The 23,451-nt window shown below is 71.8% G+C and carries 22 protein-coding genes; 11 read left to right on the forward strand and 11 right to left on the reverse strand.

Translation table 11 applies throughout. The features are described from left to right. Positions 1-34 precede the first annotated feature (34 nt). The 7 genes from cysS to ACTWPW_RS15210 form a co-directional block, all read right to left on the reverse strand. Positions 35-1,405 carry a cysteine--tRNA ligase gene (gene cysS, locus ACTWPW_RS15180; RefSeq protein WP_443169060.1) on the reverse strand — a complete coding sequence of 457 codons (1,371 nt, stop codon included), beginning with the start codon at positions 1,403-1,405 and terminating at the stop codon, positions 35-37. Between the two features lie 20 nt (positions 1,406-1,425). Continuing rightward, on the reverse strand, positions 1,426-3,270 hold the full coding sequence (locus ACTWPW_RS15185) for a sigma factor-like helix-turn-helix DNA-binding protein (RefSeq protein ID WP_375113413.1): 1,845 nt from the start codon (positions 3,268-3,270) through the stop codon (positions 1,426-1,428). A 48-nt stretch (positions 3,271-3,318) separates the two neighbouring features. After that, a complete protein-coding gene (locus ACTWPW_RS15190; protein WP_443169061.1) occupies positions 3,319-5,139 on the reverse strand; it encodes a UvrD-helicase domain-containing protein in 1,821 nt (606 codons plus the stop codon). Positions 5,140-5,143: 4 nt separating this feature from the next. Then, complete coding sequence (locus tag ACTWPW_RS15195; RefSeq protein ID WP_443169062.1) at positions 5,144-7,486, reverse strand: hypothetical protein; 2,343 nt, start codon at positions 7,484-7,486, stop codon at positions 5,144-5,146. 112 nt (positions 7,487-7,598) lie between these two features. Beyond that, positions 7,599-8,375: a class I SAM-dependent methyltransferase gene (locus ACTWPW_RS15200; protein ID WP_364118743.1), complete on the reverse strand. Its 777-nt coding sequence runs from the start codon at positions 8,373-8,375 to the stop codon at positions 7,599-7,601. 102 nt (positions 8,376-8,477) lie between these two features. Then, positions 8,478-9,548, reverse strand: coding sequence for an ABC transporter substrate-binding protein (locus ACTWPW_RS15205; protein ID WP_375113416.1), 1,071 nt, complete (start codon positions 9,546-9,548; stop codon positions 8,478-8,480). 17 nt (positions 9,549-9,565) lie between these two features. Further along, on the reverse strand, positions 9,566-9,796 hold the full coding sequence (locus ACTWPW_RS15210; protein ID WP_443169063.1) for a putative acetyltransferase: 231 nt from the start codon (positions 9,794-9,796) through the stop codon (positions 9,566-9,568). A gap of 105 nt (positions 9,797-9,901) precedes the next feature. On the opposite strand from ACTWPW_RS15210, the gene fdxA reads away from it, so the two are divergent. From fdxA to ACTWPW_RS15225, 3 genes are all read left to right on the forward strand, one after another. Continuing rightward, positions 9,902-10,228, forward strand: a complete 327-nt coding sequence (fdxA, locus tag ACTWPW_RS15215) for a ferredoxin (RefSeq protein WP_354905819.1) — start codon at positions 9,902-9,904, stop codon at positions 10,226-10,228. A 107-nt stretch (positions 10,229-10,335) separates the two neighbouring features. Then, positions 10,336-11,406 (forward strand): succinyldiaminopimelate transaminase, encoded by a 1,071-nt coding sequence (dapC, locus tag ACTWPW_RS15220; protein ID WP_443169064.1) that lies wholly within the window; start codon positions 10,336-10,338, stop codon positions 11,404-11,406. Positions 11,407-11,498: 92 nt separating this feature from the next. Next, complete coding sequence (locus ACTWPW_RS15225) at positions 11,499-12,152, forward strand: DUF4178 domain-containing protein (RefSeq protein ID WP_443169065.1); 654 nt, start codon at positions 11,499-11,501, stop codon at positions 12,150-12,152. A 9-nt stretch (positions 12,153-12,161) separates the two neighbouring features. On the opposite strand, the gene ACTWPW_RS15230 is transcribed toward ACTWPW_RS15225, so the two are convergent. Next, complete coding sequence (locus tag ACTWPW_RS15230) at positions 12,162-13,013, reverse strand: hypothetical protein (protein WP_443169066.1); 852 nt, start codon at positions 13,011-13,013, stop codon at positions 12,162-12,164. Here ACTWPW_RS15230 and ACTWPW_RS15235 point away from each other — a divergent pair. The 6 genes from ACTWPW_RS15235 (at position 13,012) to ACTWPW_RS15260 (ending at position 17,801) form a co-directional block, all read left to right on the forward strand. After that, entirely contained in the window at positions 13,012-13,845 is an 834-nt protein-coding gene (locus tag ACTWPW_RS15235) for a 2,3,4,5-tetrahydropyridine-2,6-dicarboxylate N-succinyltransferase (protein WP_443169067.1), read from the forward strand. The two genes, ACTWPW_RS15230 and ACTWPW_RS15235, sit on opposite strands and share 2 nt — an antisense overlap. Beyond that, positions 13,845-14,900 (forward strand): succinyl-diaminopimelate desuccinylase, encoded by a 1,056-nt coding sequence (gene dapE, locus ACTWPW_RS15240; RefSeq protein ID WP_443169068.1) that lies wholly within the window; start codon positions 13,845-13,847, stop codon positions 14,898-14,900. Before ACTWPW_RS15235 ends, dapE begins: the two co-directional genes overlap by 1 nt. A gap of 228 nt (positions 14,901-15,128) precedes the next feature. After that, entirely contained in the window at positions 15,129-15,926 is a 798-nt protein-coding gene (locus tag ACTWPW_RS15245; RefSeq protein WP_364118730.1) for an LOG family protein, read from the forward strand. Between the two features lie 11 nt (positions 15,927-15,937). Further along, positions 15,938-16,522 carry an LOG family protein gene (locus ACTWPW_RS15250; RefSeq protein ID WP_375113422.1) on the forward strand — a complete coding sequence of 195 codons (585 nt, stop codon included), beginning with the start codon at positions 15,938-15,940 and terminating at the stop codon, positions 16,520-16,522. A gap of 95 nt (positions 16,523-16,617) precedes the next feature. Then, positions 16,618-17,250 (forward strand): hypothetical protein, encoded by a 633-nt coding sequence (locus tag ACTWPW_RS15255; RefSeq protein ID WP_375113423.1) that lies wholly within the window; start codon positions 16,618-16,620, stop codon positions 17,248-17,250. Beyond that, entirely contained in the window at positions 17,247-17,801 is a 555-nt protein-coding gene (locus ACTWPW_RS15260) for a DNA-3-methyladenine glycosylase I (RefSeq protein WP_443169069.1), read from the forward strand. Before ACTWPW_RS15255 ends, ACTWPW_RS15260 begins: the two co-directional genes overlap by 4 nt. Here ACTWPW_RS15260 and ACTWPW_RS15265 read toward each other — a convergent pair. From ACTWPW_RS15265 to ACTWPW_RS15275, 3 genes are read right to left on the reverse strand one after another with little or no spacing between them, the layout of a single operon-like run. Beyond that, on the reverse strand, positions 17,761-20,019 hold the full coding sequence (locus ACTWPW_RS15265; protein ID WP_443169070.1) for a polysaccharide lyase 8 family protein: 2,259 nt from the start codon (positions 20,017-20,019) through the stop codon (positions 17,761-17,763). The genes ACTWPW_RS15260 and ACTWPW_RS15265 overlap by 41 nt on opposite strands. Positions 20,020-20,055: 36 nt before the next feature. Continuing rightward, complete coding sequence (locus ACTWPW_RS15270; protein WP_375113426.1) at positions 20,056-20,832, reverse strand: enoyl-CoA hydratase-related protein; 777 nt, start codon at positions 20,830-20,832, stop codon at positions 20,056-20,058. Beyond that, a complete protein-coding gene (locus ACTWPW_RS15275; protein ID WP_375113427.1) occupies positions 20,829-21,626 on the reverse strand; it encodes a PaaX family transcriptional regulator in 798 nt (265 codons plus the stop codon). The genes ACTWPW_RS15270 and ACTWPW_RS15275 overlap by 4 nt, the downstream gene beginning before the upstream one ends. A 160-nt stretch (positions 21,627-21,786) precedes the next feature. Between ACTWPW_RS15275 and ACTWPW_RS15280 the strand changes: the two genes are divergently transcribed. Beyond that, a complete protein-coding gene (locus ACTWPW_RS15280; protein ID WP_020545024.1) occupies positions 21,787-21,954 on the forward strand; it encodes a DUF3117 domain-containing protein in 168 nt (55 codons plus the stop codon). 77 nt (positions 21,955-22,031) lie between these two features. After that, positions 22,032-23,435 (forward strand): leucyl aminopeptidase, encoded by a 1,404-nt coding sequence (locus ACTWPW_RS15285; RefSeq protein ID WP_443169071.1) that lies wholly within the window; start codon positions 22,032-22,034, stop codon positions 23,433-23,435. The last annotated feature ends 16 nt before the right edge of the window (positions 23,436-23,451 follow it).

The raw sequence follows: 23,451 nt of genomic DNA on the forward strand, positions 1-23,451 counted from the left end.
AGTCTGGCAGTTCGCGATCACTGCTCGGTCCCGCTCAGACCCAGGTCTGACCCTCCGGCGTGTCCGACACCCGCACCCCCAGCTCGGCCAGCTCGTCCCGCAGCCGGTCCGCCGCCGCCCAGTCGTGCGCCTCCCGCGCCCGGGCCCGCGCCTCCAGCAGCTCCCCGGCCCCGGCCGGCAGCACCGGCGTCTTCCCGATCTCCGTGGACAGGTCGAGGCCGAGCACCTGGTCGAGGTGCAGGAACGTCTCGAACTTGGCCCCGGGCGCCACCGACTCGTCCCGCTCCAGCTCCCGCAGGATCCGCAGCGCCGCCGGGGTGTCCAGGTCGTCGTCGAAGGCCGCCTCCACCCGCTCGGCGTGGGCCTGGGACAGGGGCGCGCTGACCGACTCCGACCACTCGGCCACCCGCGCCCGCCACCTGCGCACCGTGCGGTCGGCGGCGCGCAGCGTGTCCCACGTCAGGTTCAGCTGCTGGCGGTAGCGGTGCTCCAGGAACGCCATCCGCACGGCCAGCGGGTCGAGCCCGGCGTCGGCCACGTCGGACAGCAGCACCACGTTCCCCGTGGACTTGGCCATCTTGCGCCCGTCGAACAGCAGGTGCTCCCCGTGCACCCAGTGCCGCACCACCTCGTGCCCGGCCGCCGAGTCGGACTGGGCCCGCTCGTCCTCGTGGTGCGGGAAGCGCAGGTCGATCCCGCCGGTGTGGATGTCGAAGCGCGGGCCGAGGAAGCGCAGCGACATGGCCGAGCACTCCACGTGCCACCCGGGAAACCCCCGCCCCCACGGCGTCTCCCAGGTCAGCTCGCCCTCACCGGGCTTCCACAGGGCCCAGTCGGCGTGGAAGCGCTTGCGCGGGTCGACGGCCTCGATGCGGTGGGCGGGCTTGAGGGCGTCGAGGCGGTTCCCGGAGATCTCGCCGTACGTCGGGAACGTGCGTACGTCGAAGAACACCGACCCGTCCGGCACCGTGTACGCGTGCCCCCGCTCGATCAGTTTGGCGATCAGCTCGATCATCAGGTCGACGGTCTCGCTGGCCCGCGGCGTGTGCTCGGGCGGCCGCAGGTTGAGCGTGGCGGCGTCGCTCGTGAAGGCGTCCTCGTAGAAGCGCGCCAGCTCCAGCGGCGAACGCCCCTCGGCCCTGGCCTGCGCAAGGACCTTGTCCTCGCCCTCGTCGTCGGAGGAGTCGTCGACGAGATGGCCGACGTCGGTGATGTTCCGGCAGGCCAGGACCCGCACCCGCCGTCGCTCCAGGACCCGTCTGATCAGGTCGGACAGCAGGTAGGTGCGCAGGTTGCCCACGTGGGCGCGGCGATAGACCGTCGGCCCGCACGTGTACATCCGCAGCGCCCGCCCGGCGGCGATCTCCTCGACCTGCCGGGCACGCGTGTCGTAGATCCGCAACATCTCCCGAGCTTAGCCCGGCGTCATCCGCCCAGGAAACCGAGTATGTCCCGGTCACCGCGCTCGCGCAGCCTGCCGAGGATCTCCTCGCGGGTGGCCGTGTCGGGCAGCCCGATCCTGGCGCCGATCAGCCGCAGCCCCTCGATCTCCGAGCTGACGGGCGCGGTGTAGCCGAACAGGTAGAGCGCCCGGTTGATGGGCGGCATCCCGACGGGCGCGGCCGGCAGGTAGCGGGTCAGCAGCTCGCCGCCGTCCGACACGGTCAGGAAGACGTGGTCGCCCTCGTTCGCCTTGTAGTCCGCCAGCACGTTGCGGATCGACCCCATGGTGGGCTGGTTGTGCCAGCTGATCACCACGTCGCCGGAGGGCGCGGAGGCCGTGAGCTGCCCGCCGGGCGCCATCCCCAGGTACGCCGCGAACCCCGTCGGCAGCGGCGACCCGGAGCCGCGCAGGTGCTCGGCGTTCACGTCCACCCGGTGCCACCAGCGGCCGTCGCGGGAGCGGAAGCTGCGCCGGGTCTCCGAGACGTCCTTGCGCGGCTGGTACGGCTCCACCTCACCGCTCGGCGACGTGCCCGCCACCCGGATCCAGCCCCGCTGCGTGCGCTCGAACCCGGGCCCGCCGGAGTAGGCCCGGACCGAGCTCTCGCTCACGTCGTAGCGGGAGGTCAGGTTCGTCACGATCGTGCTCACCGACGCCTCGCCGCCGGCCCGCTCGATCTCCCTGGCGATCATCTCCCTGATCCCCAGGTACTCGTCGCCGCCCCACCTGGTCAGGCCGTACTTGTTGCGGTCGACCCGGCGGAAGCGCTCGTCGGCGGTCAGCTGGTTGCGGATGCCGACCAGGCTGTAGTCCTCGCCGATGCGCTCCTGGATCTCCTCGGGCGACAGCGGCGTGCCCGCCACCGCCAGCACCGCCTCGGCCTTCTCGTTGATGCTGCGCGGCCACGGCACCACGTGCTGGCCCAGCACGCGCAGCTGCGGCACGGCCAGGATCCACCGCTCGGCCACGTCCTCGCGCACGCCGAGCTGGGCCACCATGGCCACCGCCTCGCCGAGCGGGCGCGGCCCGTCGGAGAAGAGCTGGCGGGTCTTCTCCCTCAGCTCGTCGGCCCCGCCCGCCACGAGCCACCCGTCGGCCTGGTCGTAACCGGTCAGCAGCGTACGCACGAACCGCCACGCCGGGATCCCCAGCGTGCGCAGCTCGCCGCGGTGCCACGGCACGGCGGCCTGCAGGTCGTCGGCCGGCACCGCCGAGCCCAGCCGCCCGCGTAGCCACGTCACATGGGCCACCAGGCCGGCCGCCTCGGGCTTGCCGAGCCAGGCCTCCACGTGGTCGCGCAGGTCGCGCTCGATCTGCCTGATCCGCTCCCGCGTCACCGAGAACCGCTGGGCCAGCTCGTCCAGCGTGGCCCGCTGCGTCGCGTACAGCCGGTCGCGGGCGATGGCCCGCTGCCGGTCGTCCAATGCCCCGAACAGCTCGTCGATCAGCTCGGGCAGCGGCCGGTCCGGCCGGGACGGCGCGGGGACGGACTCGGGCACGGGCTCGAGCAGCCGTTCGAACACGCCGCTGAACAGCTTCTGCACCACGTCCTTGCCCAGGCTCTCCGGCGTCCGCTCGGACTCGGCGGGGTCGGAGAAACGCAGCAGCGGCAGGATGTCGCCGAGCATCAGATGTCCCCAGCAGGCCACGGCCAGTTCGGCCAGACGGCCTGCCACGGTCTGCGTCCCGACGATGGCACACGCGCGGTCGAGAGGGATCGCCTGCCACCAGGCCTCGGGCAGCTGGGGCTCCTCCACGATCGGCGCGATCTGACCAGGGGGGGTCCAGCGCAGGGGTGGCGCGAGGTCGCTCAGGCTGAGGTTCATTGAGGTCCAACCGGCAAAGGGAAGATATCCGCAGTTCAGACTATGTGATCAGAGGGGTAGAAACGGGCTGCCTCTTCCGGAATGGGAGATATAGAGCATCGAGCGGGCCCGGGTGCAGGCGACGAACAGTATGCTCCGTTCACGCTGCAGGGCACGAGCCCGGGCGTACGGTTCCTCCGGCGGCGGCTCGGGCACCACGCCCTCCGCCACGCCGATGAGCGCCACCCGCTCGAACTCGAGTCCCTTCAGCTGCTGGAAGGTCGACACCCGCACGTCCAGCCCGTCGAGCACCCGCTTGGCGTCGCGGACCAGCCGCTGGTTGCGGGCCCCGACCGCCATCTCGCCGGGGGCCACGCCGTCGGCCAGCCAGGCGTCGACGGTGGCGCGCAGCCCGGCCAGCTCCGCCTCCGCGGTGTCGTACGCCCTGACGACCGGCCGCTCGCCGTTGTGCGTCGCGCTGAAGCCGTACATGTCGGTGGCGCCCCTGACCAGGCCGGTCGAAGGGCCGCCGCCGCGCAGGCGGACGACGAAGGACAGCAGCTCCTGGGGCAGGCGGTAGGAGAGCCCGAGCGTGTGCTGGTCGGCGGGGATGCCGACCGCGCCGAGCGCCACCCGGGTGTCGGTGACGCGCTGGTGCGGGTCGCCGACGACGAACAGGTCGTCGCGCGCTCGCGGCACCGCCGCGCGCAGCAGCCGCCACTGCGCCGGGCTGATGTCCTGCGCCTCGTCCACAACCACGTGACGGTACGGCTTGAGCCCCGGATCCACATCGTCGAGCAGGTCACCCGTCGAGATCGACAACAACCGGAGCGCGTCGTCCGTCAGCTGGGCCAGCGAGCGGGCCCCCGGGCCGACCAGCACCGGGCGGCGGCCCTCGGAGTCGGCCACGATCCGCAGGGCCAGGCGTTCGGCGTTGTCCACCTCGACCCGCTTGCGTACGACCTCGTCCTCGATCAGCAGGTCCAGCTTCGCCGACAGCTCCTCGGCCAGGCTCTGCGAGAACGTCACCAGCAGCACGGGCCCGGCGCCGCGCGCGGCCAGGTGGGCGGCCCGGTGCAGGGCGACGACGGTCTTGCCGGTGCCCGCGCCGCCCACGACCAGGACCGGCTGCTCGTACCTGGCGGCCCTGGCCAGCCGGTGCTGCGGCGGGTGCAGGAACGTGCACCAGTCCGGCGACCGCAGCACCCGGTCGAGCGCCACCTTGTCGGGGACGAACACCGCGCGGTCCGGGCTGCGCCGCAGCGCCGCGTACAGGTCCTCGGGGTCGATCGGGCCGGTCTCCTCGTCGGACGCGCGCCAGGCGTCCAGCTCCCGCCACGCCTCCGCCAGCGTGCCGCCGCGGGCCAGCACGGCCAGGGGGACGTACTGGGTCGGCGGGAGCAGCGGTTCGAGCGCGGCGACGTCGGCCTCGGTCGTGATCAGCCGGAACAGCGGCAGCGCGTGCCCGTCGAGGCCCAGCCCGAGCAGGTCGCCGTCGCAGATCGGGTCGAACAGCCGCGAGGGCCGCACCGACCTGCGTAATGCGGGCTCCACCCGCTCCAGGGCGGCGGCGTCCCACTCCTCGACGACGCCGATCGCGGGGTTGACGGCGTACCGGTGGCGGCGGGCGTACGACCAGGCCTCGGCGTCCGGCAGCACCGTGCGCAACCAGTACATGTCCCGCTGCCGCACCACCACCCCGCGGTGCCCGTCCGCCAGGCGCAGGGTCGCGACCCGCGGGTCCCTGGCGCCCCTGACCCGCTCGGGGTGCGGGGCGCCGGACACGTTCAGCAGGAACCGGCGCAGCGCGACCACGGTGTCCCTGCGCACCGGCTGGGCCAGTGCGCTGAGCTCCCTGGGGAACTCGGGGCCGATCGCGAGCCGCGGCACCGGCTCAGTCCAGCAGTTCGAGCAGGTCGCGGTCCCCGCGTTCGCGGAGCCTGTCGAGCAGTTCGGGCAGGGCGACCGGGCCTGTCATGCCGATCCTGGTGGCGATCACCCTCGCCGCCTGGTCCCGGGTGCCTCCCGGCGCCGTGTAGCCGACCAGGCGCAGCGCCTTGGTGATCTTCTCGGCTCCCTGGGCGGCGACCGGGAGGTGCCGGGCCCGCAGCACCCCCTCGTCCGACAGCGTCAGGAACAGGTGCCCGCCCTCCTTGGCGCCCACGTCCATGAGGAGGCGCTCGATGGACTCCAGCACCGGCCGGCCGTGCCAGGTCATCGTCAGCTCGCCCGCGGCGCTCCTGACCGTCCTGCTCTCGCCCGGCGACAGGCCCAGGTACGACGCGAACCCCGTCGGCAGTGCGCACTCGCCACCCGCCAGCTGCTCGGCCGTCACGTCGATGCGCAACCACCATCGGCCGTCGGGCTGCCGGAAGCAGCGCCTGGTCTGGGAGACGTCCTTGAGCGGCTGGTACGGCTGCTCCGGCTCGTGCGCCCCGCCGTTGGTCTCGCCGACGGGCGGGGCGACCGGGGTGAACGCCTGGAACTGCGGCGGGCCCGGGGGAGGCGGCGGCGGCAACTGCACCGGGCCGAACGCCGACTGCACCAGCTCCACCGGCGGCTGCGGTTGCGGCTGCGGCGGGAGCTGGACCGGGGGCAGCTGGACAGGCGGCGGGGACGGGGCCAGGGTCGCCAGCACGAACTGCCAGGCCGGGACCTCCAGCGCGCGGATCTCCACGTTGTGCCAGGCGGCCGCGCCGATCAGCTGCTCCTTGGGAGCCGTCGGGCCGAGGGTCCTGACCAGCTCGTCCAGATGCGCCCGGTACGGGGCCGCTTCCTCGCTGGCCAGCCAGTGGTCGAGACGGGTGCGCAGCTCGTTCTCGGTGGCGGCGATCTCGGCCGGGGGGACGGCGAAGAGCTTGGCCAGCTGGTCCACGGCGGAGGGCTCGTCGGTGAACACCCGGTTCTGCGCCACGGCCCAGCTCTTGTCGTCGAGCCCGGCGAACGCGGCCTCGATGAGCTCGGGCAGCTCCTGCTCCTGCTCGTCGTGCTCAGGCTCCCGCTCGGCGGCCTCGTCCGCGTCCTCGGCCTCCTGGAATGCGGCCTCCTGGAGTGCGGATTCCTGGAGTGCGGATTCCTGGAGCGCCGCCTCCTGGAGCTCGGCGGCCTCCTGGGCGGCCGGCTCGGGGGCGGGCTCATCGGCGGCGTCCAGCACGGGCTCGGGCTCCGGCTCGGGCGCCTCGTCGGCCGTCGGTTCCGCATCGGCGTCCACGACCCGCTCGGCGCCCTCCGGCACCTCGCCGTGCGGCGCCGCGTCCTCGCCGGACGGCGTCTCCTCATGGGCGGGGACGTCCCCATGGGCGGGGACGTCCTCATGAGCCGCGGCGACCTCGTCCGGCTCGCCCTCCGGGGCGGTGTCGCGCTCCTCGGGGGCCTCAGCGGCGTGCTGCACGGCGAAGGACTCCAAGGCGGGCTCCTCGCCCGCGCCCCCGTGCTCCGGCGCCGCAGCGACCGGCTCAGCCTCCTCCGCGGGAGCCTCCTCCGCGGGAGCCTCCTCCGCGGGAGCCTCCTCCGCGGGAGCCTCCTGCGCGAGAGGCTCCTCCGCGGGACCCTCGTGCGCGGAAGCCTCGTGCGCGACCGGCTCCTCGTCGAGGGGCTCGTGCGCCAGAGACTCGTGCGCGGAAGGCTCCTGCGCGGGGTACTCCTGGGGTTCCCGCTCGTGGACGGCCTGCTCCTCCACGGCCCGCTCGTGCGCGAAGGGCTCGTGGGCCAGCGGCGCCGGCGCGACGGCGGGCGCCTCGGCCTCCCGAACGACGGCGGGCGCCGCGGCCTCCGGCGTGACCGGGACGGGCGTGGCGACGTGCGGGCGCGCGTGCGCGTGCGGATGCTCGTGCGAGTGCGCGAGACGTACCAGGACGGCCGAGAACAGCGTGTTCAGCACCGGCCGCGCCTGGATGAAGGGCTGGTCCACCAGCTCCCGGCTGGTGAGCGCCAGCAGCCCGGCCCACGACCCCGCCCGGTCGAGCGCGATCGCGACGGCGGGCTCGTCGGCCTCGTCCGGGTCAAGGACGTGCAGTGCCGGCAGGACGTCGCCCACCGCGGCCGCGGGCCAGTGCTCCAGGGCGATCTCCGTCAGCAGCTCGCCCAGCGACTCGGGGCCGATCGCCGTCAGGACGAGCGGCATGGGCAGGCTGCGCCACCATGCGTCCGGCAGGTCCGGCTGCCCGGTGAGTAGCGTGATCGTCGACGCGTCGCTCCACCTCAACGGTGGTACGAGGTCGCTCAGGCAGAAGTTCATCCCGTTCCGTTCACCAGCCCCTCACGCCGCCGCAGCGGTGCAGCCATAATCTCGCCGCCCACGGAACAGACCATAGTCCGGCAAAACAGCCCTACGCATCATGCCCGACGCATCAACGCCGAACAGCGGCAAAGCGTAGACGCACGTAGTCGGCCATCCAGCCAGTCTCCCTGCGAAGTGCGGGCGCGGCCAGTTCGTTGACGCGGTGGAGCAGGGGCTCAACGATCTCCGGGGGGAGCCCTTCGAGCACCGATCCGGCGAACATGCGCACCCAGTCGGCGGCCCCGCCGGGGCACTCGTCCAGGGGGGTCGGCCGGTCGAAGTATTCGAGCAACCTGACCACGAACCCCTCCTGCTCGAGGCGGCGGGCGTACTCGGCAGGCGTGGGAAAGTACCACGGCAGCTCGGGTTCGCGCAGGCCGTATTCGCGCCAGGCGGTCAGCATCGCGGTGGTCAGCTCGGCACAGTTTCCGGCCCCGCCCATCTCCGCGACGAAGCGCCCGCCAGGCGTGAGAGCCTCGCGGACGCTCGCGATCACGGCGCCGGGATCGCGGCTCATCCAGTGCAGCGCGGCGTTGGAGAAGACCGCGTCGTACGGGTTCACGACCGTGAAGTCGTGCCCGTCGCCGACGATGAAGTTCATGCCCGGGTACTGCGCGATCGCCTTCTCGATCATCGCGGCCGAGCCGTCGATGCCGAGGACGTCCGCGCCCCTGAAGGCGATCTGGGCGGTCAGCACCCCGGTGCCGCAGCCGAGGTCGAGCACGCGCTCGCCGGGCCGGGGGTCGAGCAGGTCGACCAGCGGCGCGCCCTGCGTGGAGACGTAGCCGAAACTGCTGTCGTAGGCGCGACTGTTCCACCGCTCCAAGCTCGGTGTGTCGTATCGCAAGACGATCAGCTCACATTCGATCAGACGTCGGGCCCCCGTGGCCGTGCTGTCTGTTCACTTTAGAGCCTGATCGTCCCTACGACATATCAAGTCACTTCGGACTCATCCCACGCTCTTGGCCCACTCCTTCCTGAGGTACGCCTTCGCCGCGTCTGCCTGCGGAATCGTCATGAGCACGGGAGGCCCGGGTGCCTTGGGCAGTTTCGCGGCCTGCTCGGCGTCGAGCGTGCCCTTCATGAGCATCGCCTCGCCGCGCGCCGGGCGGGTGTAGCCCTTCTGGAGCAGGTTCTGGCCCTCGTCGGAGAACAGGAACTCCTGCCAGAGCCGGGCCGCCGCCGGGTGCGGGGCGGCCTTGTTGATCGCCTGCACGTGATAGCCGCCGAGCGCCGAGTCCCGGGGGATCGTCACCTTCCAGGCGTCGGCCTGGTGCGCGCTGCGGGCGGCGTTCAGGTGGTCCCAGGCCACGACCACGTTGGCCTTGGCCAGGTCGGTGAGCTGCCCGGCCTGCTTGAGCTTGGCGAACAGCGCCACACCCTGCTCCGGCTGCGGCACCCCCGAGCGCATGGAGGCCGCCATGACGCCCCCGAACGCCGCCGCCGAGCGCAGCGGGTCGCCGTCGAGCGCGACCTGGTAGCCGGGTTTGAGCAGGTCCGCGAAGGAGGCCGGCGGCTTGACCTTGCGCGGGTCGTACCCGATGGACATGTAGCCGCCGTAGGCGGCGTACCAGGCGCCGGACGGGTCCTTGACGTGGTCGGGCAGGTCCTGCCAGCCCTGCACCTTGTACCGGGCGAACCGGTCGGCGCCGGAGACGGCCATGTCCATGGTCAGGTCGAACACGTCGGGCTTGAGTTGCGCGGCGGCGTCCAGCTCCCGCTTGCTGCTGGCGCCGGGCTCCAGCTCGTTGACCTTGATCCCGTATTTGTCGGCGAAGGTGTCGATGATCTCGCCGTAGTTGGCCCATTCGCGAGGCAGGGCGATCACGTTGAGCTCGCCCTCCCGCTTGGCGGCCTCGGCGAGGCGGTCCATGGTGCCGAAGCCGGCCTTCAGCGAGCTCGCCTGGGCGTTGACCGGCGGCAGGTTCTTGGCCTCCGAGGTGCGGGAGTCCGTGGACGACGCGCCGCATCCGGCGCTGGCGAGGATGGCTGCTGCGGCGGCGCAGGTACGTACAGTCACAGAACGAATACTTACTGTTACATACGCCCAGGTCGAGGAGGCGCGGCCGGAACGACCTTGGCGGCCACGAGTGTCTCCTCGGGAATCTCCACCACGGTGCCATCTCTTTTGCGAACTTTGAGCACTCCGTCCGCCCAGGACACGAGGATTCCCACCGCGTCGCGAAACCCGCCGGGCACGCGTCTACGAGTAGTGATGCGTGCCCCTATATCCTTGCTTGTGATGGCGATGACGAGGCGTGCGGCCACGAGTTTGCCACCCTCCGTTTCGGCCAGCTGGCAAGCACGGCAATACTAGGGCCTAGCAAACCGCGGTCAGAGTCATGCCATGGTGCGGAGAAGAAGGAGCTCGAGGTGACCTACGTCATCGCGCAGCCTTGCGTGGACGTCCTGGACAAGGCGTGCATCGAGGAATGCCCCGTCGATTGCATCTACGAGGGCGAGCGCATGCTTTACATCCACCCCGACGAGTGCGTGGACTGCGGCGCGTGTGAGCCTGTGTGCCCCGTCGAGGCCATTTTCTACGAGGACGACCTTCCCGAGCAGTGGAAGGACTTCTACAAGGCGAACGTGGACTTCTTCGAGGACCTCGGCTCGCCGGGTGGCGCCTCGAAGGTCGGCAAGATCGACAAGGACCACCCGGTGGTGGCGGCGCTGCCACCGCAGGCCGAGGAGCACTAGAGGACTGGCGCCACTCCGTCCGTGCACGGGGGCATCCGGGTGGATGCGCCCCGTTCGCGCGGCGTGCCCACGCGCACCGGTACGGCACTGCGACACCCTGGAGAATCGTGAACAAGCTGCCTGACTTCCCCTGGGACCGGCTGGAGCCGTACAAAGCACGCGCGCTGGCACACCCCGACGGCATCGTCGACCTGTCGATCGGCACACCGGTCGACCCCGTGCCGCCGATCGTCCAGGACGCCCTCGTGCGGGCGGCCGACAGCCCCGGCTATCCCTTCACCCACGGCACCAAGGCGCTGCGCGAGGCCGCCGCCGGGTGGCTGAGCCGCAGGCACGGCGTCACGGTCGACCAGCAGGACGTGCTCCCGCTGATCGGCTCCAAGGAGTTCGTCGCCTGGCTGCCCACCTACCTGGGCGCCGGGCGGGTGGTCTTCCCCGAGCTGGCCTACCCCACCTACGACGTGGGCGCCCGGCTGGCCGGGGCGGTGGGCACGGCGTCGGACAGCACGCTCGCGCTCGGCCCCGAGCACGTCGACCTCATCTGGATCAACTCCCCGGGCAACCCCACGGGCCGGGTGCTGCCCCCCGAACACCTGCGCAAGGTCGTGGCCTGGGCCCGCGAACGCGGCACGGTCGTGGCCTCCGACGAGTGCTACATCGAGCTCGGCTGGGAAGAGGAGCCGATCTCGATCCTGCACCCCGACGTCTGCGGCGGCTCCCACGAGGGGCTGCTCGCGGTGCACTCGCTCTCCAAGCGCTCCAACCTGGCCGGCTACCGCGCCGGGTTCGTGACGGGCGACCCCGTCCTGGTCAAGCGGCTGCTGGAGACCCGCAAGCACGCGGGCATGATCATGCCCCAGCCCGTGCAGGCGGCGATGACCGCCGCGCTCGGCGACGACGAGCACGCCGACCGGCAGCGCGAGCTCTACTCCGCCCGCCGCGCCCTGCTGCGCCCGGCACTGGAGAAGGCCGGGTGGAGCATCGACCACTCGACGGCCGGGCTCTACCTCTGGGCCTCGAACGGGCAGAGCGCCTGGGATCAGGTAGGCAAACTCTCCGAAATCGGCATTTTGGTCGCGCCGGGAGAGTTCTACGGATCAGCAGGTGGACGGCACATCCGCATCGCTGTTACCGCTACTGATGAGCGGATCGGTGCGGCGGTGCGCCGGCTCCAGTAGGATCGCCCGTCAAAGCCCGCCTTGCGGGCTCGATACGCATAAATCGATAAGGGCTTATGCCGAGGCAGACCGCGAGTGGAGCGAGCTGATCGATGAGCATGACCTCCATGGTCGTTCTCGGGCTGGGCATCGCCACCATCCTGCTGCTGCTGGGCGCCTTCTGGGCCACCCTGCGGCAGGACAGGAGGGGCCGCTCGACCGCGCCGGCCGAGGTCGCTCCCATCGAGACCCCGCTGGCGGCGCCGGTCAGCGCCCCGGGCCAGGCCGGCACCGACTACACCGACCCGCGCACGATCCGGGTCGGCGACCGGATCGAGGTGCACGGGTCACCCGCGCGGGTGCTCGGTGCCATGTACGTCTCCTGGCAGGGTCAGCAGTGGACCGAATTCCTGCTCAGGGACGCCTCCCGGCGCTTCCAGTGGCTCTCGGTCGAGGTGCGCGACGGCAACCCGCCACACCTTGAGGTGCATCTCTGGACCGACGTGCCGACGCAGGGCATGGTGCCGGCCAAGAGCATGCTGATCATGGAGGGCGTGGAGTTCTTCCCCATCGAGCGGGGCACGGCCGCGTTCAGGAGCGAGGGCGACACGGGCAACCCCGACAGGGGGCTGCTGGACTTCGCCGACTACCGCGCCTCGGACGGGCGGCTGCTGTCCTTCGAACGCATCCAGGGCAGCGCCTGGACCGCCAGCTACGCCCAGCCCCTCCCGCCCGGCTCCATCTCCATCGTCCGCCGCGCGTCCTGAAGGGCCCCGTCAGGCCAGCTCCACCTGGCGGTTGCCGGCCTGGCCACCCTTCTGCCAACCTTCGAGCTCGACGTTGTTGGACCAGGTCGCCCCGCTGTACTGGACCCGGCTGAGCGCGTATTTCTCCGCGTGCGCCACCCACCAGGCCGCCACCAGCCACCCGCGCTTCGTCGTGGTGATCGCCGTGCTCCCCAGCGCCCTGGCGAGCTGCTTGCGCGCCTCGGCGGTCCGCGGCTGCGGCGCGGGGGTCTTGTCCGAGGGATAGAAGCAGTGCACGGACTGCGGCACCCGCCCGGTGAAGGCGGCCGCCAGGAGTTTCGCGTCCGACTCGTGCGGCGCGTACGCGTAGCCGCCCGCCGACCGCTGGACCGCCTGCGCCGCCTCGGCCAGCGGGATCTTCCGGTAGTTCTTGACCTTGACCAGCGCGGCGAAGAACTTGTTCGTGGCGTAGACCGGGTCCATGAGCTGCTTCTTGGTGCCCCAGCCCTGCGACTCCCGCTGCTGGAAGACCCCGACCGAGTCGCGGTCGCCGTAGCCGACGTTCTCCAGCTTCGACTCCTGCATCGCCGTCGCGTACGCGATCACCACGGCCCGCTCCGGCAGCTTGCGCCGCGCCGCGACGGCCGCGATGGTGGCCGCGATCTGCGCCTGATGCGGGAACAGGGACAGCACACCGTCGGGGGTCGTCACGCTGCAGTAGGCCTCGGGAACACGCAGCGGCGTCCTTTTCAGCAGCTGGTAGAGGCCCACGGAGACGCCGACGGCCAGCACGACGACGATGATCGCGATGGTGATGACTCCACGGGAGAAGCGCAGGTGCACCCTGAAAAACCTACCCGGCCGGATAAGCTCCGTGGCCATGAGTCACGTGAGCACCTCGTCACCGATACCCTCCGTGGTGGACGAGTTGTGGGAGCGCCGCGCGGAGCTGTCACCGGCCGACGTCGAGGCCCGCCATCTGGTGGCCGGCGCGGTGGACCTGCTCGACAAGGGCGAGGCCAGGGCCGCCCGGCTGGTGGGCGGCGAGGTCGTCGTGGACGAGCGGGCCAAGCGGGCCATCCTCCTCAGCTTCCGGGTGCTCGGCATGGGCCGCTCCCAGGTGGGCGACTTCCACCACCACGACAGGCACCCGCTGAAGAGCACCTTCGACGGCGTGCGGGTGGTGCCGGGGGCGATCGCGCGCTGGGGCTCGTACCTGGCGCCGGGGGTGGTGCTGATGCCGTCGTTCACGAACATCGGCGCGTACGTGGACTCCGGCACGATGGTCGACACCTGGGCCACGGTCGGATCCTGCGCCCAGATCGGCAAGAACGTGCACCTGTCGGGCGGCGTGGGGATCGGCGGCGTGCTGGAGCCGCCCAACGCCGTGCCGGTCGTCGTCGAGGACGACGTGCTGATCGGCAGCCGGGCGATGATCGTCGAGGGTGCCCGGGTCGGCCAGGGAGCGGTCGTCGGGGCCGGCACGATCCTGTCCGCCTCGATCCCGGTGATCGACGCCGAGACAGGCGAGGAGCTGGCCCGCGGCCAGGTGCCCGCGTGGAGCGTGGCGGTGAGCGGCACGCGGCAGAAGGAGTTCCCCGGCGGCACGTTCGGCCTCCCGTGCGTGCTGGTGATCAAGCGCCTGGAGCCGGGGCGGCGGCATGACAAGGCGGCACTCAACGAGGTGCTGCGCGAACACGGAGTGAACACCTGATGCTTGACCTGACCCAGGACGTACGCGACCTGACCGCCGCCATCGTGGACATCGAGTCGGTGAGCGGGGGCGAGAAGGCGCTGGCCGACGAGGTCGAGCGGGCGCTGGCGGCGCTGCCGCACCTGAAGGTGACCAGATCGGGGGAGACGGTCGTCGCCCGCACCGAGCAGGGGCACTCCGAGCGCGTGCTGATCGCCGGGCACCTCGACACCGTCCCCGTCGCCGGCAACCTGCCCAGCCGGGTGGAGGGCGACCTGCTGTACGGCTGCGGCACCTCCGACATGAAGGCCGGCGTGGCGGTCGCGCTCAGGCTGGCGGCCACGGTGCCCGCGCCCAACAGGGACGTCACGTACGTCTTCTACGACTGCGAGGAGGTCGAGGCCGAGCGCAACGGCCTCACCCGGATCGCCAGGGACCACGCCGGCTGGCTGGCGGCCGACTTCGCGGTGCTGATGGAGCCCACCGACGGCGTGATCGAGGGCGGCTGCCAGGGCACGCTGCGGGCCGAGGTCACCGTGACCGGCAAGCGCGCCCACAGCGCCAGGTCGTGGTTCGGGGTCAACGCCATCCACGGGATCGAGCCTGTGCTGGCCCGGCTGAACGCCTACGAGCCGCGCCGGCCGGTGGTCGACGGGCTCGAATACCACGAGGGGCTGAACGCCGTCGGCGTGCGGGGCGGGGTGGCGGGCAACGTCATCCCCGATCTCTGCGTGGTGAGCGTCAACTACCGCTTCGCGCCCGACCAGTCGATCGAGGAGGCGGAGGAGCACGTACGCGAGGTGTTCGACGGGTTCGCCGTGAGCCTCGTGGACGCCGCGCCCGCGGCCCGGCCGGGGCTGACGCATCCGGTGGCGGCGGCCTTCACCGCCGCGGTCGGCGGCACACCGCGCGCCAAGCTGGGCTGGACGGACGTCGCCCGCTTCTCCGCGCTGGGGGTCCCCGCCGTCAACTACGGTCCCGGCGATCCGAATCTCGCGCACCAGCAGGGCGAGTACGTGTCGCTGCCGAAGATCGTGGAGAGCGAGCGGGCGATGCTGGACTGGCTCACAATATGAAAGTGGCCTTCCTCGCCGGCCATTTGGCGGGGAAGACCACTTTCAGTCCCGAGCAGCACCCTCGCCGATTAGACGCGGGGGAGTCGAAATTCGGTTCCACGGTTCTTTCAAGATTTTTTAGATCCCTGTTCTGCCTGGGTAACCAGCGATTTCGCTCGCCCCGGGCAGTCTAGGAGCTCGACCGGGCCGGGGGACCGGCCATGTGCGAGAGAGGCTAGCGTGATCCGCATGAACCAGATACGCCGGGAACGCCGCCAGGGTCAGGCAGTCGTGCGTGGCAGCCTCGTCCCCACCTCCACCCACGACCAGCGCCTGCTGGCCCGCCAGGGTCCCTCCGACTGGGTGCACATGGACCCGTGGCGGGTGCTGCGCATCCAGGCGGAGTTCGTGGAGGGCTTCGGCCAGCTCGCCGAGCTGCCCCCGGCGGTCACCGTCTTCGGCTCGGCCCGCACCCCGTCCGACTCCGCCGAGTACGAGATGGGCCGCGGCCTCGGCCGGCGCCTGGCCGAGGCCGGCTACGCCGTGATCACGGGCGGCGGGCCCGGCGTCATGGAGTCGGCCAACCGGGGCGCGAGCGAGGTCGAGGGCGCGGTGTCGGTCGGGCTCGGCATCGAGCTGCCCTTCGAGCAGCGCATGAACGACTACGTCGACCTCGGCATCGAGTTCCGCTACTTCTTCGTGCGCAAGACGATGTTCGTCAAATACTCCTGCGGCTTCATCGCCCTGCCCGGCGGCTTCGGCACGCTCGACGAGCTGTTCGAGGCGCTCACGCTGGTGCAGACCCACAAGGTCACCTCCTTCCCCGTGGTGCTGATGGGCACGGAGTTCTGGGGCGGGCTGCTCGACTGGATCAAGGGCACGCTGCTGAGCACCGGGAAGATCGCCCCGCAGGACCTCGACCTGATCACCGTCACCGACGACGCCGACGAGGCCGTACGCATCATCGTCGACTCCGACCTGGCCCGCTCCAGGCAGCGCGAGGAGGAGCAGGAGGCCACCGCCGTCCAGACGGCGGAGCCCCAATAGGCTTTGCCGACGTGAATATCTGCGTGTTCTGCGCCTCGAGCCTCACCATCGACCGGAAATACATCGAGCTGGCCGCGAGCGTCGGCACCGAGCTCGCCAAGCGGGGCCACACCCTGGTGAGCGGCGGCGGCTCGGTCTCGTGCATGGGCGCCGTCACCTCGGCCGCCCGCGCCGCCGGCGGTCACACGGTCGGCGTGATCCCCCAGGTCCTGGTGGACATGGAAGTGGCCGACGAGGAGTCCGACGAGCTCGTCGTCACGGCCGACATGCGCGAGCGCAAGGGGATCATGGACGCCCGCTCTGACGCCTTCCTGGTGCTGCCGGGCGGCATCGGGACGCTGGAGGAGCTGTTCGAGATCTGGACGGCGCGGGTGCTCGGCATCCACGACCGCCCCTTGGTGCTGCTGGACCCCTGGGGCCTGTACGAGCCGCTCAGGAAGCTGGTCACGGGCATGTACGACGAGGGCTTCACCCGCCCCGACGTCTTCGACGCGATCTCCTGGACCTCGACCGTCGATGAGGCGTTCGCCCACCTCGAATCGCGGGCGCAGCCGGTGCGTCCCAGCGTCGCCGAGCTGGGCGAGGCCACCGGCTGACCTGCGCCGCGGCCGCGCCCGGAGAGGGTACGCGCGGAATGCGCTACTTGTGGTGGACCGCTCATCGCGGTCCGCCATGTGAGTACGATGCCAATGTGCTGGTCATACTCGCCATCGCCGCCCTCGCCATCCTGGCCTGCGTGGTCCTGGTCTCCCTGGGCAGGGGCGGTGAGCTGACCGAGTTCCCGCCCGACGTGCCGCCGCTCGACCTGCCCGAGGCCGGGCAGCTCACGGCGGTCGACTTCATGGCGCTCCAACTGCCGGTCAACCTGGTCGGCTACCACACGCAGAGCGTCGACGAGACCCTGCGCCGGGCCGCGGGCGCCATCAGCGCGCGCGACACCCGGATCGCGGTGCTGGAGCAGCGCGTCTCCGAGCTGCTGTCGAGCCGGCTGCACGCGCGCCAGGAGATCTACGCCGCGCCCGGGGCCGGGCCGCGCACCGAGCACGAGCCCGAGGCGCCGGCCGAGTCCCGCGAGCTGCCGGAGTCAGGCGACCCCGTGTCCGCCAGCGGGGCCTCGGTGTCCTGGGACGGCGGCGCGGAGATGAAGCACCCGCCGGAGGAGCCGGAGTGGCGCGTGCCCCAGCCCGACGCCGAGCAGCCCGCCGAGACCTCGGAGACCGCCGAGCTCTCGCAGGACGGGGACGGGGAAGGGAAGGCCGCCGGCGAGGCCGGGGAAGAGCCCGTACGCGCCAGCCTCGGCAAGGACGGGGACGATCGCGCGTGACCGAGCCGGTGATCCGCTGCGCCTGGGCGGGCATGGCCGACCCGATGTACATCGCCTACCACGACGATGAGTGGGGCCGCCCGCTCAGGGGTGACGACGAGGTCTTCGAGCGCGTGTCGCTGGAGGCGTTCCAGTCGGGCCTGTCGTGGCTGACGATCCTGCGCAAGCGGGAGAACTTCCGCGCCGCCTTCGACGGCTTCTCGATCCCCAAGGTCGCCGCGTACACCGAGCACGACGTGGAGCGCCTGCTCGGCGACGCCGGGATCGTCCGCAACCGCGCCAAGATCGAGGCGGCCGTGGCCAACGCCCGGGCCGCGCTCGACCTGCCCGGCGGCCTGTCCGACCTGGTGTGGCGACACGCCGACCCCGACGCGCCGGTGCCGAAGACGATGGCCGACGTGCCCGCCGTCACCCCCGGCTCGAAGGCGCTGGCCAAGGAGCTGAAGAAGCACGGCTTCAAGTTCGTCGGCCCGACCACGGCCTACGCGCTCATGCAGGCGATCGGCCTGGTCAACGACCATATCGAGGGTTGCCTGGCACGAACGAGGTGAGCTCCACGCTGTGGCTGCGCCCCAGCGACCCGCCGAGCTTGACCGTGACGACCGGCACCTTCCCCGTCCGCACCGACACCGTGTCGTCGGCCCGCGCCACCCAGCGCGCGCCGCGGCCGAGCGTGATCGTCACGACGTCCACCGTCCTGCTCGGGTCGGCCACGGCCAGGATGAGCCGTTCGCGGGCCCGGCGCAGCAGCACCATGCACGGCGCGTCCACCTCGACGAGCCCGATGCCGCCCGCCGCCCAGAACGTGGCCCCGAACAGCCCGCGCGTCTCCACGGCCTGCAGCCGGTCCGTGTTGGACAGCACCCGCACCGGACGGCTGCCCCGGAACGACCGCGTCCGCTCCCGCGTCGCGTTCGGCAGCAGCACGTAGCTGTAGCCGGCGTCCACGGGATCCACGCCGTGGTCGAACCAGAACGTCACGTAGGGCCGCGTGACGGGGTCGAAGGCGCCCGCGGTGTCGTCGCCCGCGTTGATGTCGCGCCACCGGCCCGTACGCGTCTCCACGAGCATCCTGGCCCCGTCGAACACGTAACCGCCCACCCCCGGCAGGTGCGCCCACCCGTCCCCCATGTACGGCCGCGCGGGTGTGGCCCGGTTGTCCACCACGGTCTCGATCGTGCGCCCGTCGGAGCCGGTGATGCCGCTGCCCAGCGCCACCACGGCCGAGTCCAGGCAGAACCACGACTTGCGGGCCCGCAGGCTGACGCCGTCGCCGACGAGCTCCATGGCGGCGACGCCGTACCGGCCCTCCAGCGCCACGCCGCCCGCCCACGCGTTGGCCGGCCGGTAGGCGCGGAAGCTGAGGTCCTCGCGCCGGCGCGTGTCCACCGTGGTCCCCGGCAGCCGGTACGGGTCCACCGTCGGCCAGAAGTCCTGCCCGTAGTGGCCCAGGTCGGAGCCGTAGAGACAGGTCATGCCGTCGCCGGTGTACCAGCCGTGCAGGTTCTCCCCGTTGATCGCCTCGTAGGCGGCGATCCGCTGCGAGGACAGGCTGATGGCCAGGGACCAGCCCGGCCGCCGGTGCACCACCCGGTCCATGCAGGGGAACACGAAGTGCCCGACGGGCCCGGGCGCGGCCTCCAGGGTCTTGTCGTCCAGCACCGCGACCGCCCGCCGGGTCTCCGGCACGTTCGCGTGGTCGAGGTAGGGCCGGGCCCTGCCGCGCTCGATCCAGCACTTGGCCAGCTCCCTGAACCGGCTCCGGTACGGCTCCGGCGAGCTCTGCGCCAGCAGCAGCACGGCCCCGATCAGGCCGTGACCGGCCACGCTGTCGGAGAACGCCTGCCGGGTGGCGGCCCGGCCCCTGACGGTGTCCATGAGCAGCCCGTCGTGGACGAACGGCGCGAAGGAGCGCTCGACCGCGTCCAGCACCACCCGCCGCCCGGGATCGTCCACCTCCCACGGCGAGCCGTCCAGCAGCGCCAGGGTCTCGGCGACCGCGATGAGCAGGGACAGCCCGTAGGAGCCGGTGTAGGCGAGGTCGCCGTGCTGGATGAACGAGCCGTCGCGGTAGAAGCCGTCGCCGGAGTCGGCGTACCCGAACACGCTGTGCCGCCCGCCGTCCCGCACGTCGGACAGCCCGTCGCGGGCCAGGGCCAGCTTGCCCGCGCTGCGCCCGGCCACGCCGCGGAAGGCGACGATGGCCGCCTTGTCGGCCCGGTTGGCGCCGCTCTCGCTGGCGTCGGGCCAGCCGGCGCGGCGGTCGGCGTCGGGGCAGAACCGGTCGATCGCCCCCAGGTACGCCTCCAGCCTGCCCTCGTCGAGCCGGTCGCCGAGCAGGACGCACGTGCGGGCCAGCTCGGCGGGCGTGCCGATCTCCCAGAACCACCAGTTGCCGGTCTCGGGGAGCGCCGCGTTGTAGTGGCGCTCGTGGAGCACGTCGAGCGCCTCGACCACCTTCGCCACCACGGCGTCGTCGCCGTGCTGGGCCGTGCCGCCCGTGGCCCAGGCGGTGGCGATCAGGCGCAGGCGGCCGTAACTGCCGGTGACGTTGCCCGGCCGCCCTTCGAGCGGCAGATCCGGCCAGATCAGGCCGGGCACCATCTGGGCCAGCCACTCCGCGGCCCGTCCGCCCAGCGCGGCCAGCGGCCGGACGTAGACCGGGTCGGAGGCGTCGAACTCACCTCCGGTGAGCAGGGTCACGGCGGTCGCGCGGAGAGCCTCGAAGTCGTGCGGGGCGGGCGGGCGCGGGGCGTCGGATGGGCGCATGGCGCTAGCTTTACCCATACGGATGTGATGGATCAGTTACTCAGCGTCGAAGGTTGGCAGTTCTTTCGCCAGGAACGCTCGGGTGGCGTTCTGGTGGTCATGGGTCGCGACGCATTCATCTTGTAGGTCGGCTTCGAGGGCCAGCGCGTCGGGCAGCGCGTGCGTCGCGGCGTAGGCCAGGGCCCGCTTGGTGGCCGCGTAGGCCAGGGTCGGGCCCTGCGCGAGACGTACGGCGAGGTCGTGGGCGGTCTTCAGCAGGTCGTCGGCGGGCACCACGCGCGTGACCAGGCCCAGCTCCAGGGCGCGGGCCGCGTCGAGCGGCTCGCCGAGCAGCATCAGCTCGGCGGCGCGGCCGTGCCCCACCAGGCGCTGCAGCGTCCACGACGCGCCCGAGTCGGGCGACAGGCCGATGCCGGCGAACGCCAGCGCGAACTTGGCCTTCTCCGAGGCCACCCGCAGGTCGCAGGCGAAGGCCAGGGACGCGCCCGCGCCCGCGGCCACGCCGTTGACCGCGGCCACCACCGGCTTGGCCATGGTGCTGATCAGCTCCACGATCGGGTTGTAGTGCTGGCGCACGGTGTTGGCCAGGCCGCGGCCCGCCTCCAGGTTCGCGGCGTGCTCGCGCAGGTCCTGGCCCGCGCAGAAGGCCCGGCCCGAGCCGGTGAGCAGGACGGCCCTGACCGAGCGGTCGGCCGCGGCCCGGCGCAGCGCGGCGTAGAGGGCCTCCTTGGTCTCGGCGGTCAGCGAATTCATCGCGTCGGGGCGGTCGAGGGTGATGGTGGCGACGGCGTCGGCCACGTCATAGCGGATCAAATCAACTCCCTGTCGACGAACGCGGCGGCTGCGGGCAGCAGCCGGGCTGCCTCCTGCTCGAAGTAGGCCCTGGCCTTCTCGCCCGGCCAGCCCGCGGGCAGCAGCTCGGGCGGCAGGCCGGGGTCGCGGAACAGGAAGTTGCGCCAGCCGTGCACCAGCCGGCTCCGCGTGGCGAACACCTGGTCGGCCGGGGCCGTCTCGGGCAGCGTGCTGATCAGCGTGACAGCCTCGGCGTGCCAGTGCTCGTACGCCTCGCCGATGGCGGTCAGATCCCATGCCCTGGCGACCAGCTCGCGCGGGTCGCCCTCCAGCGCCGCGTCGAACCTGTCGGCCCGCACGCCCTCGCTCTCCAGCAGGTTGTCCAGCTCGATCGAGGAGCGTGGACCGATCCAGGTGCTTTCGGACAACGACGCGTAGCCGAGAAATGTCAGATCGGCTCTGAGCCGCTCCCTGCGCGGCCGCTCCTTGACCGGCTCGAAGACGATCACGTGCCAGCGGCCGTGCCAGGTCAGCGTTCCGGCTCGGTAAATTCTCAGCGCGGCCTCATCCAGCCGCCTGACGCATTTCGGCGTCAGCCCGTAACCCGCTCCCTGAGGGAGTCTCACGGGTCGCAACCACCCCTGCCGCACCATGCGTGAAACCGCTGTCCTGACGGCCGGAGCGGCGATTTCGAGGGGCTTCATCAGGCGTACGAGAGAGGCGACGGACGCCTGTCCACCGCGCGAACGCAGGTGGTCTCCATAGAGATCGAACAGAGCGGCGCGAGCGTGCACGAAGTCCAGTTTGGACGTCATCGCACGCCTCGACAACGCATTCTGGGAGGAGATCGTTACCCATGAGGGCTCTCGATGCGGGAGAATAGGACATCACAGAAGACGTGAATGCGCCGACCACCCCCCACGGGAGGTCGGAAATCGCGGGCCGCGGGAGCCCAAGGCAGGAAGGGATGCACGCATGGCGGCGATGAAGCCGCGGACCGGCGATGGTCCGCTCGAGGTCACCAAGGAAGGGCGCGGCATTGTCATGCGGGTCCCCCTGGAGGGTGGCGGCCGGCTCGTCGTGGAGATCTCCGCCGACGAGGCAAAGGCGCTCGGCGAGGCGTTGAAGAACGTCGTCGGCTGAGAGCTCCCGAGACAACTTGATCCACGACCCTGGCGTAACCACGGCGCCAGGGTCGCTGACGTTTGAGGAGATGTTCCGTGCCCATTGAGACCACTGCGTCGGTGGTCGCCGAGGTTCCCGACGACGCCGAGCTGCTGGCCGTACCCTACGCCTCCGACCTCAGCCCCGCGGTCGATCTGCACCTGCCGGTGTCCGACCTGCTCGCGCACTACGAGGCCAAGGGGGAGGCGGGAGAGATCGTCGAGGTCCCGGTGGCGCGGGGCGGCGGCATCGGGCGGGTCCTGCTGTACGGGGTGGGCGACGGCTCGCCGCGTGCCCTGCGCAGGGCCGCCGCCGCGCTGACCCGACGGGCCAAGGGCCGGGACACGCTGACCGTGGCGGTGCCCGAGGGCGACGTCACCGCGTTCGCGGAGGCCGCCCTGCTGGCCGCGTACACGTTCCGGATCGGCGAGGCCGGCAAGAAGGCCGTGCGGGCGCTGGCGTTCGCCGGGGCGGACGAGGGGCAGGTGCGGCGGGCGGAGACCGTCGCGCACGCGGTGGCGCTCGCCCGTGACCTGGCCAACACGCCGTCCTCCGTCAAGGACCCGGCCTGGCTCGCCGAGCGCGCGGCCGAGGTCGGCCTGCCGGTGGAGGTCTGGGACGAGGAGCGGCTGCTGGCCGACGGGTTCGGCGGCATCCTCGCCGTCGGCAGGGGCTCGGCCAGCCCGCCGCGGCTCATCCAGCTCTCCTACACACCCGCCGAGCCGGCCGACCGGCACGTGGTGCTGGTGGGCAAGGGCATCACGTTCGACTCGGGCGGGCTGTCGCTCAAGCCGACCGACAACATGAAGACCCAGAAGACCGACATGGCCGGCGGCGCGGTCGTCATCGCCGTGCTGGGCGCGCTGGCGGCGCTGGGCGCGCCCGTACGCGTCACCGGGCTGATCGCCGCCGCCGAGAACATGCCCTCGGGCACCTCCCAGCGGCCCAGCGACGTCATCAAGCACTACGGCGGGCGCACCGTCGAGGTGCTCAACACCGACGCCGAGGGGCGGCTCGTGCTGGCCGACGCGCTGGCCTACGCCGACGCCGTCCTCGGCCCCGACGCCGTCGTGGACATCGCCACGCTCACCGGGGCCATCACGGTGGCGCTCGGCCGCAACGTCGGCGCCGTCTACTCCTCCGACGACGTGCTGGCCAAGCAGCTCGTGGAGGCGGGGCAGAGCGCCGACGACCGGCTGTGGCGGATGCCGCTGATCGAGGACTACACGCCCGCGCTGGAGTCGTCGATCGCCGACCTCGCCAACGTCGAGGCCGGGTCCAGGTTCGGGGCGGGGTCGATCACGGCGGCGTTGTTCCTGCGGGAGTTCGCCGGGGATCGGCCGTGGGCGCACCTCGACATCGCTGGCGTCGGGCGCAGCACCGTGGAGGAGGGCACGATGAGCAAGGGAGCCACGGGGTTCGGCGTACGCGTGCTCCTGGAGTGGCTCACCCGCGGCTAGCCCCTGGGAGCTGGGC

It is taken from the genome of Nonomuraea sp. KM90 (assembly GCF_052246675.1).
In the GTDB taxonomy this organism is placed as follows: domain Bacteria; phylum Actinomycetota; class Actinomycetes; order Streptosporangiales; family Streptosporangiaceae; genus Nonomuraea.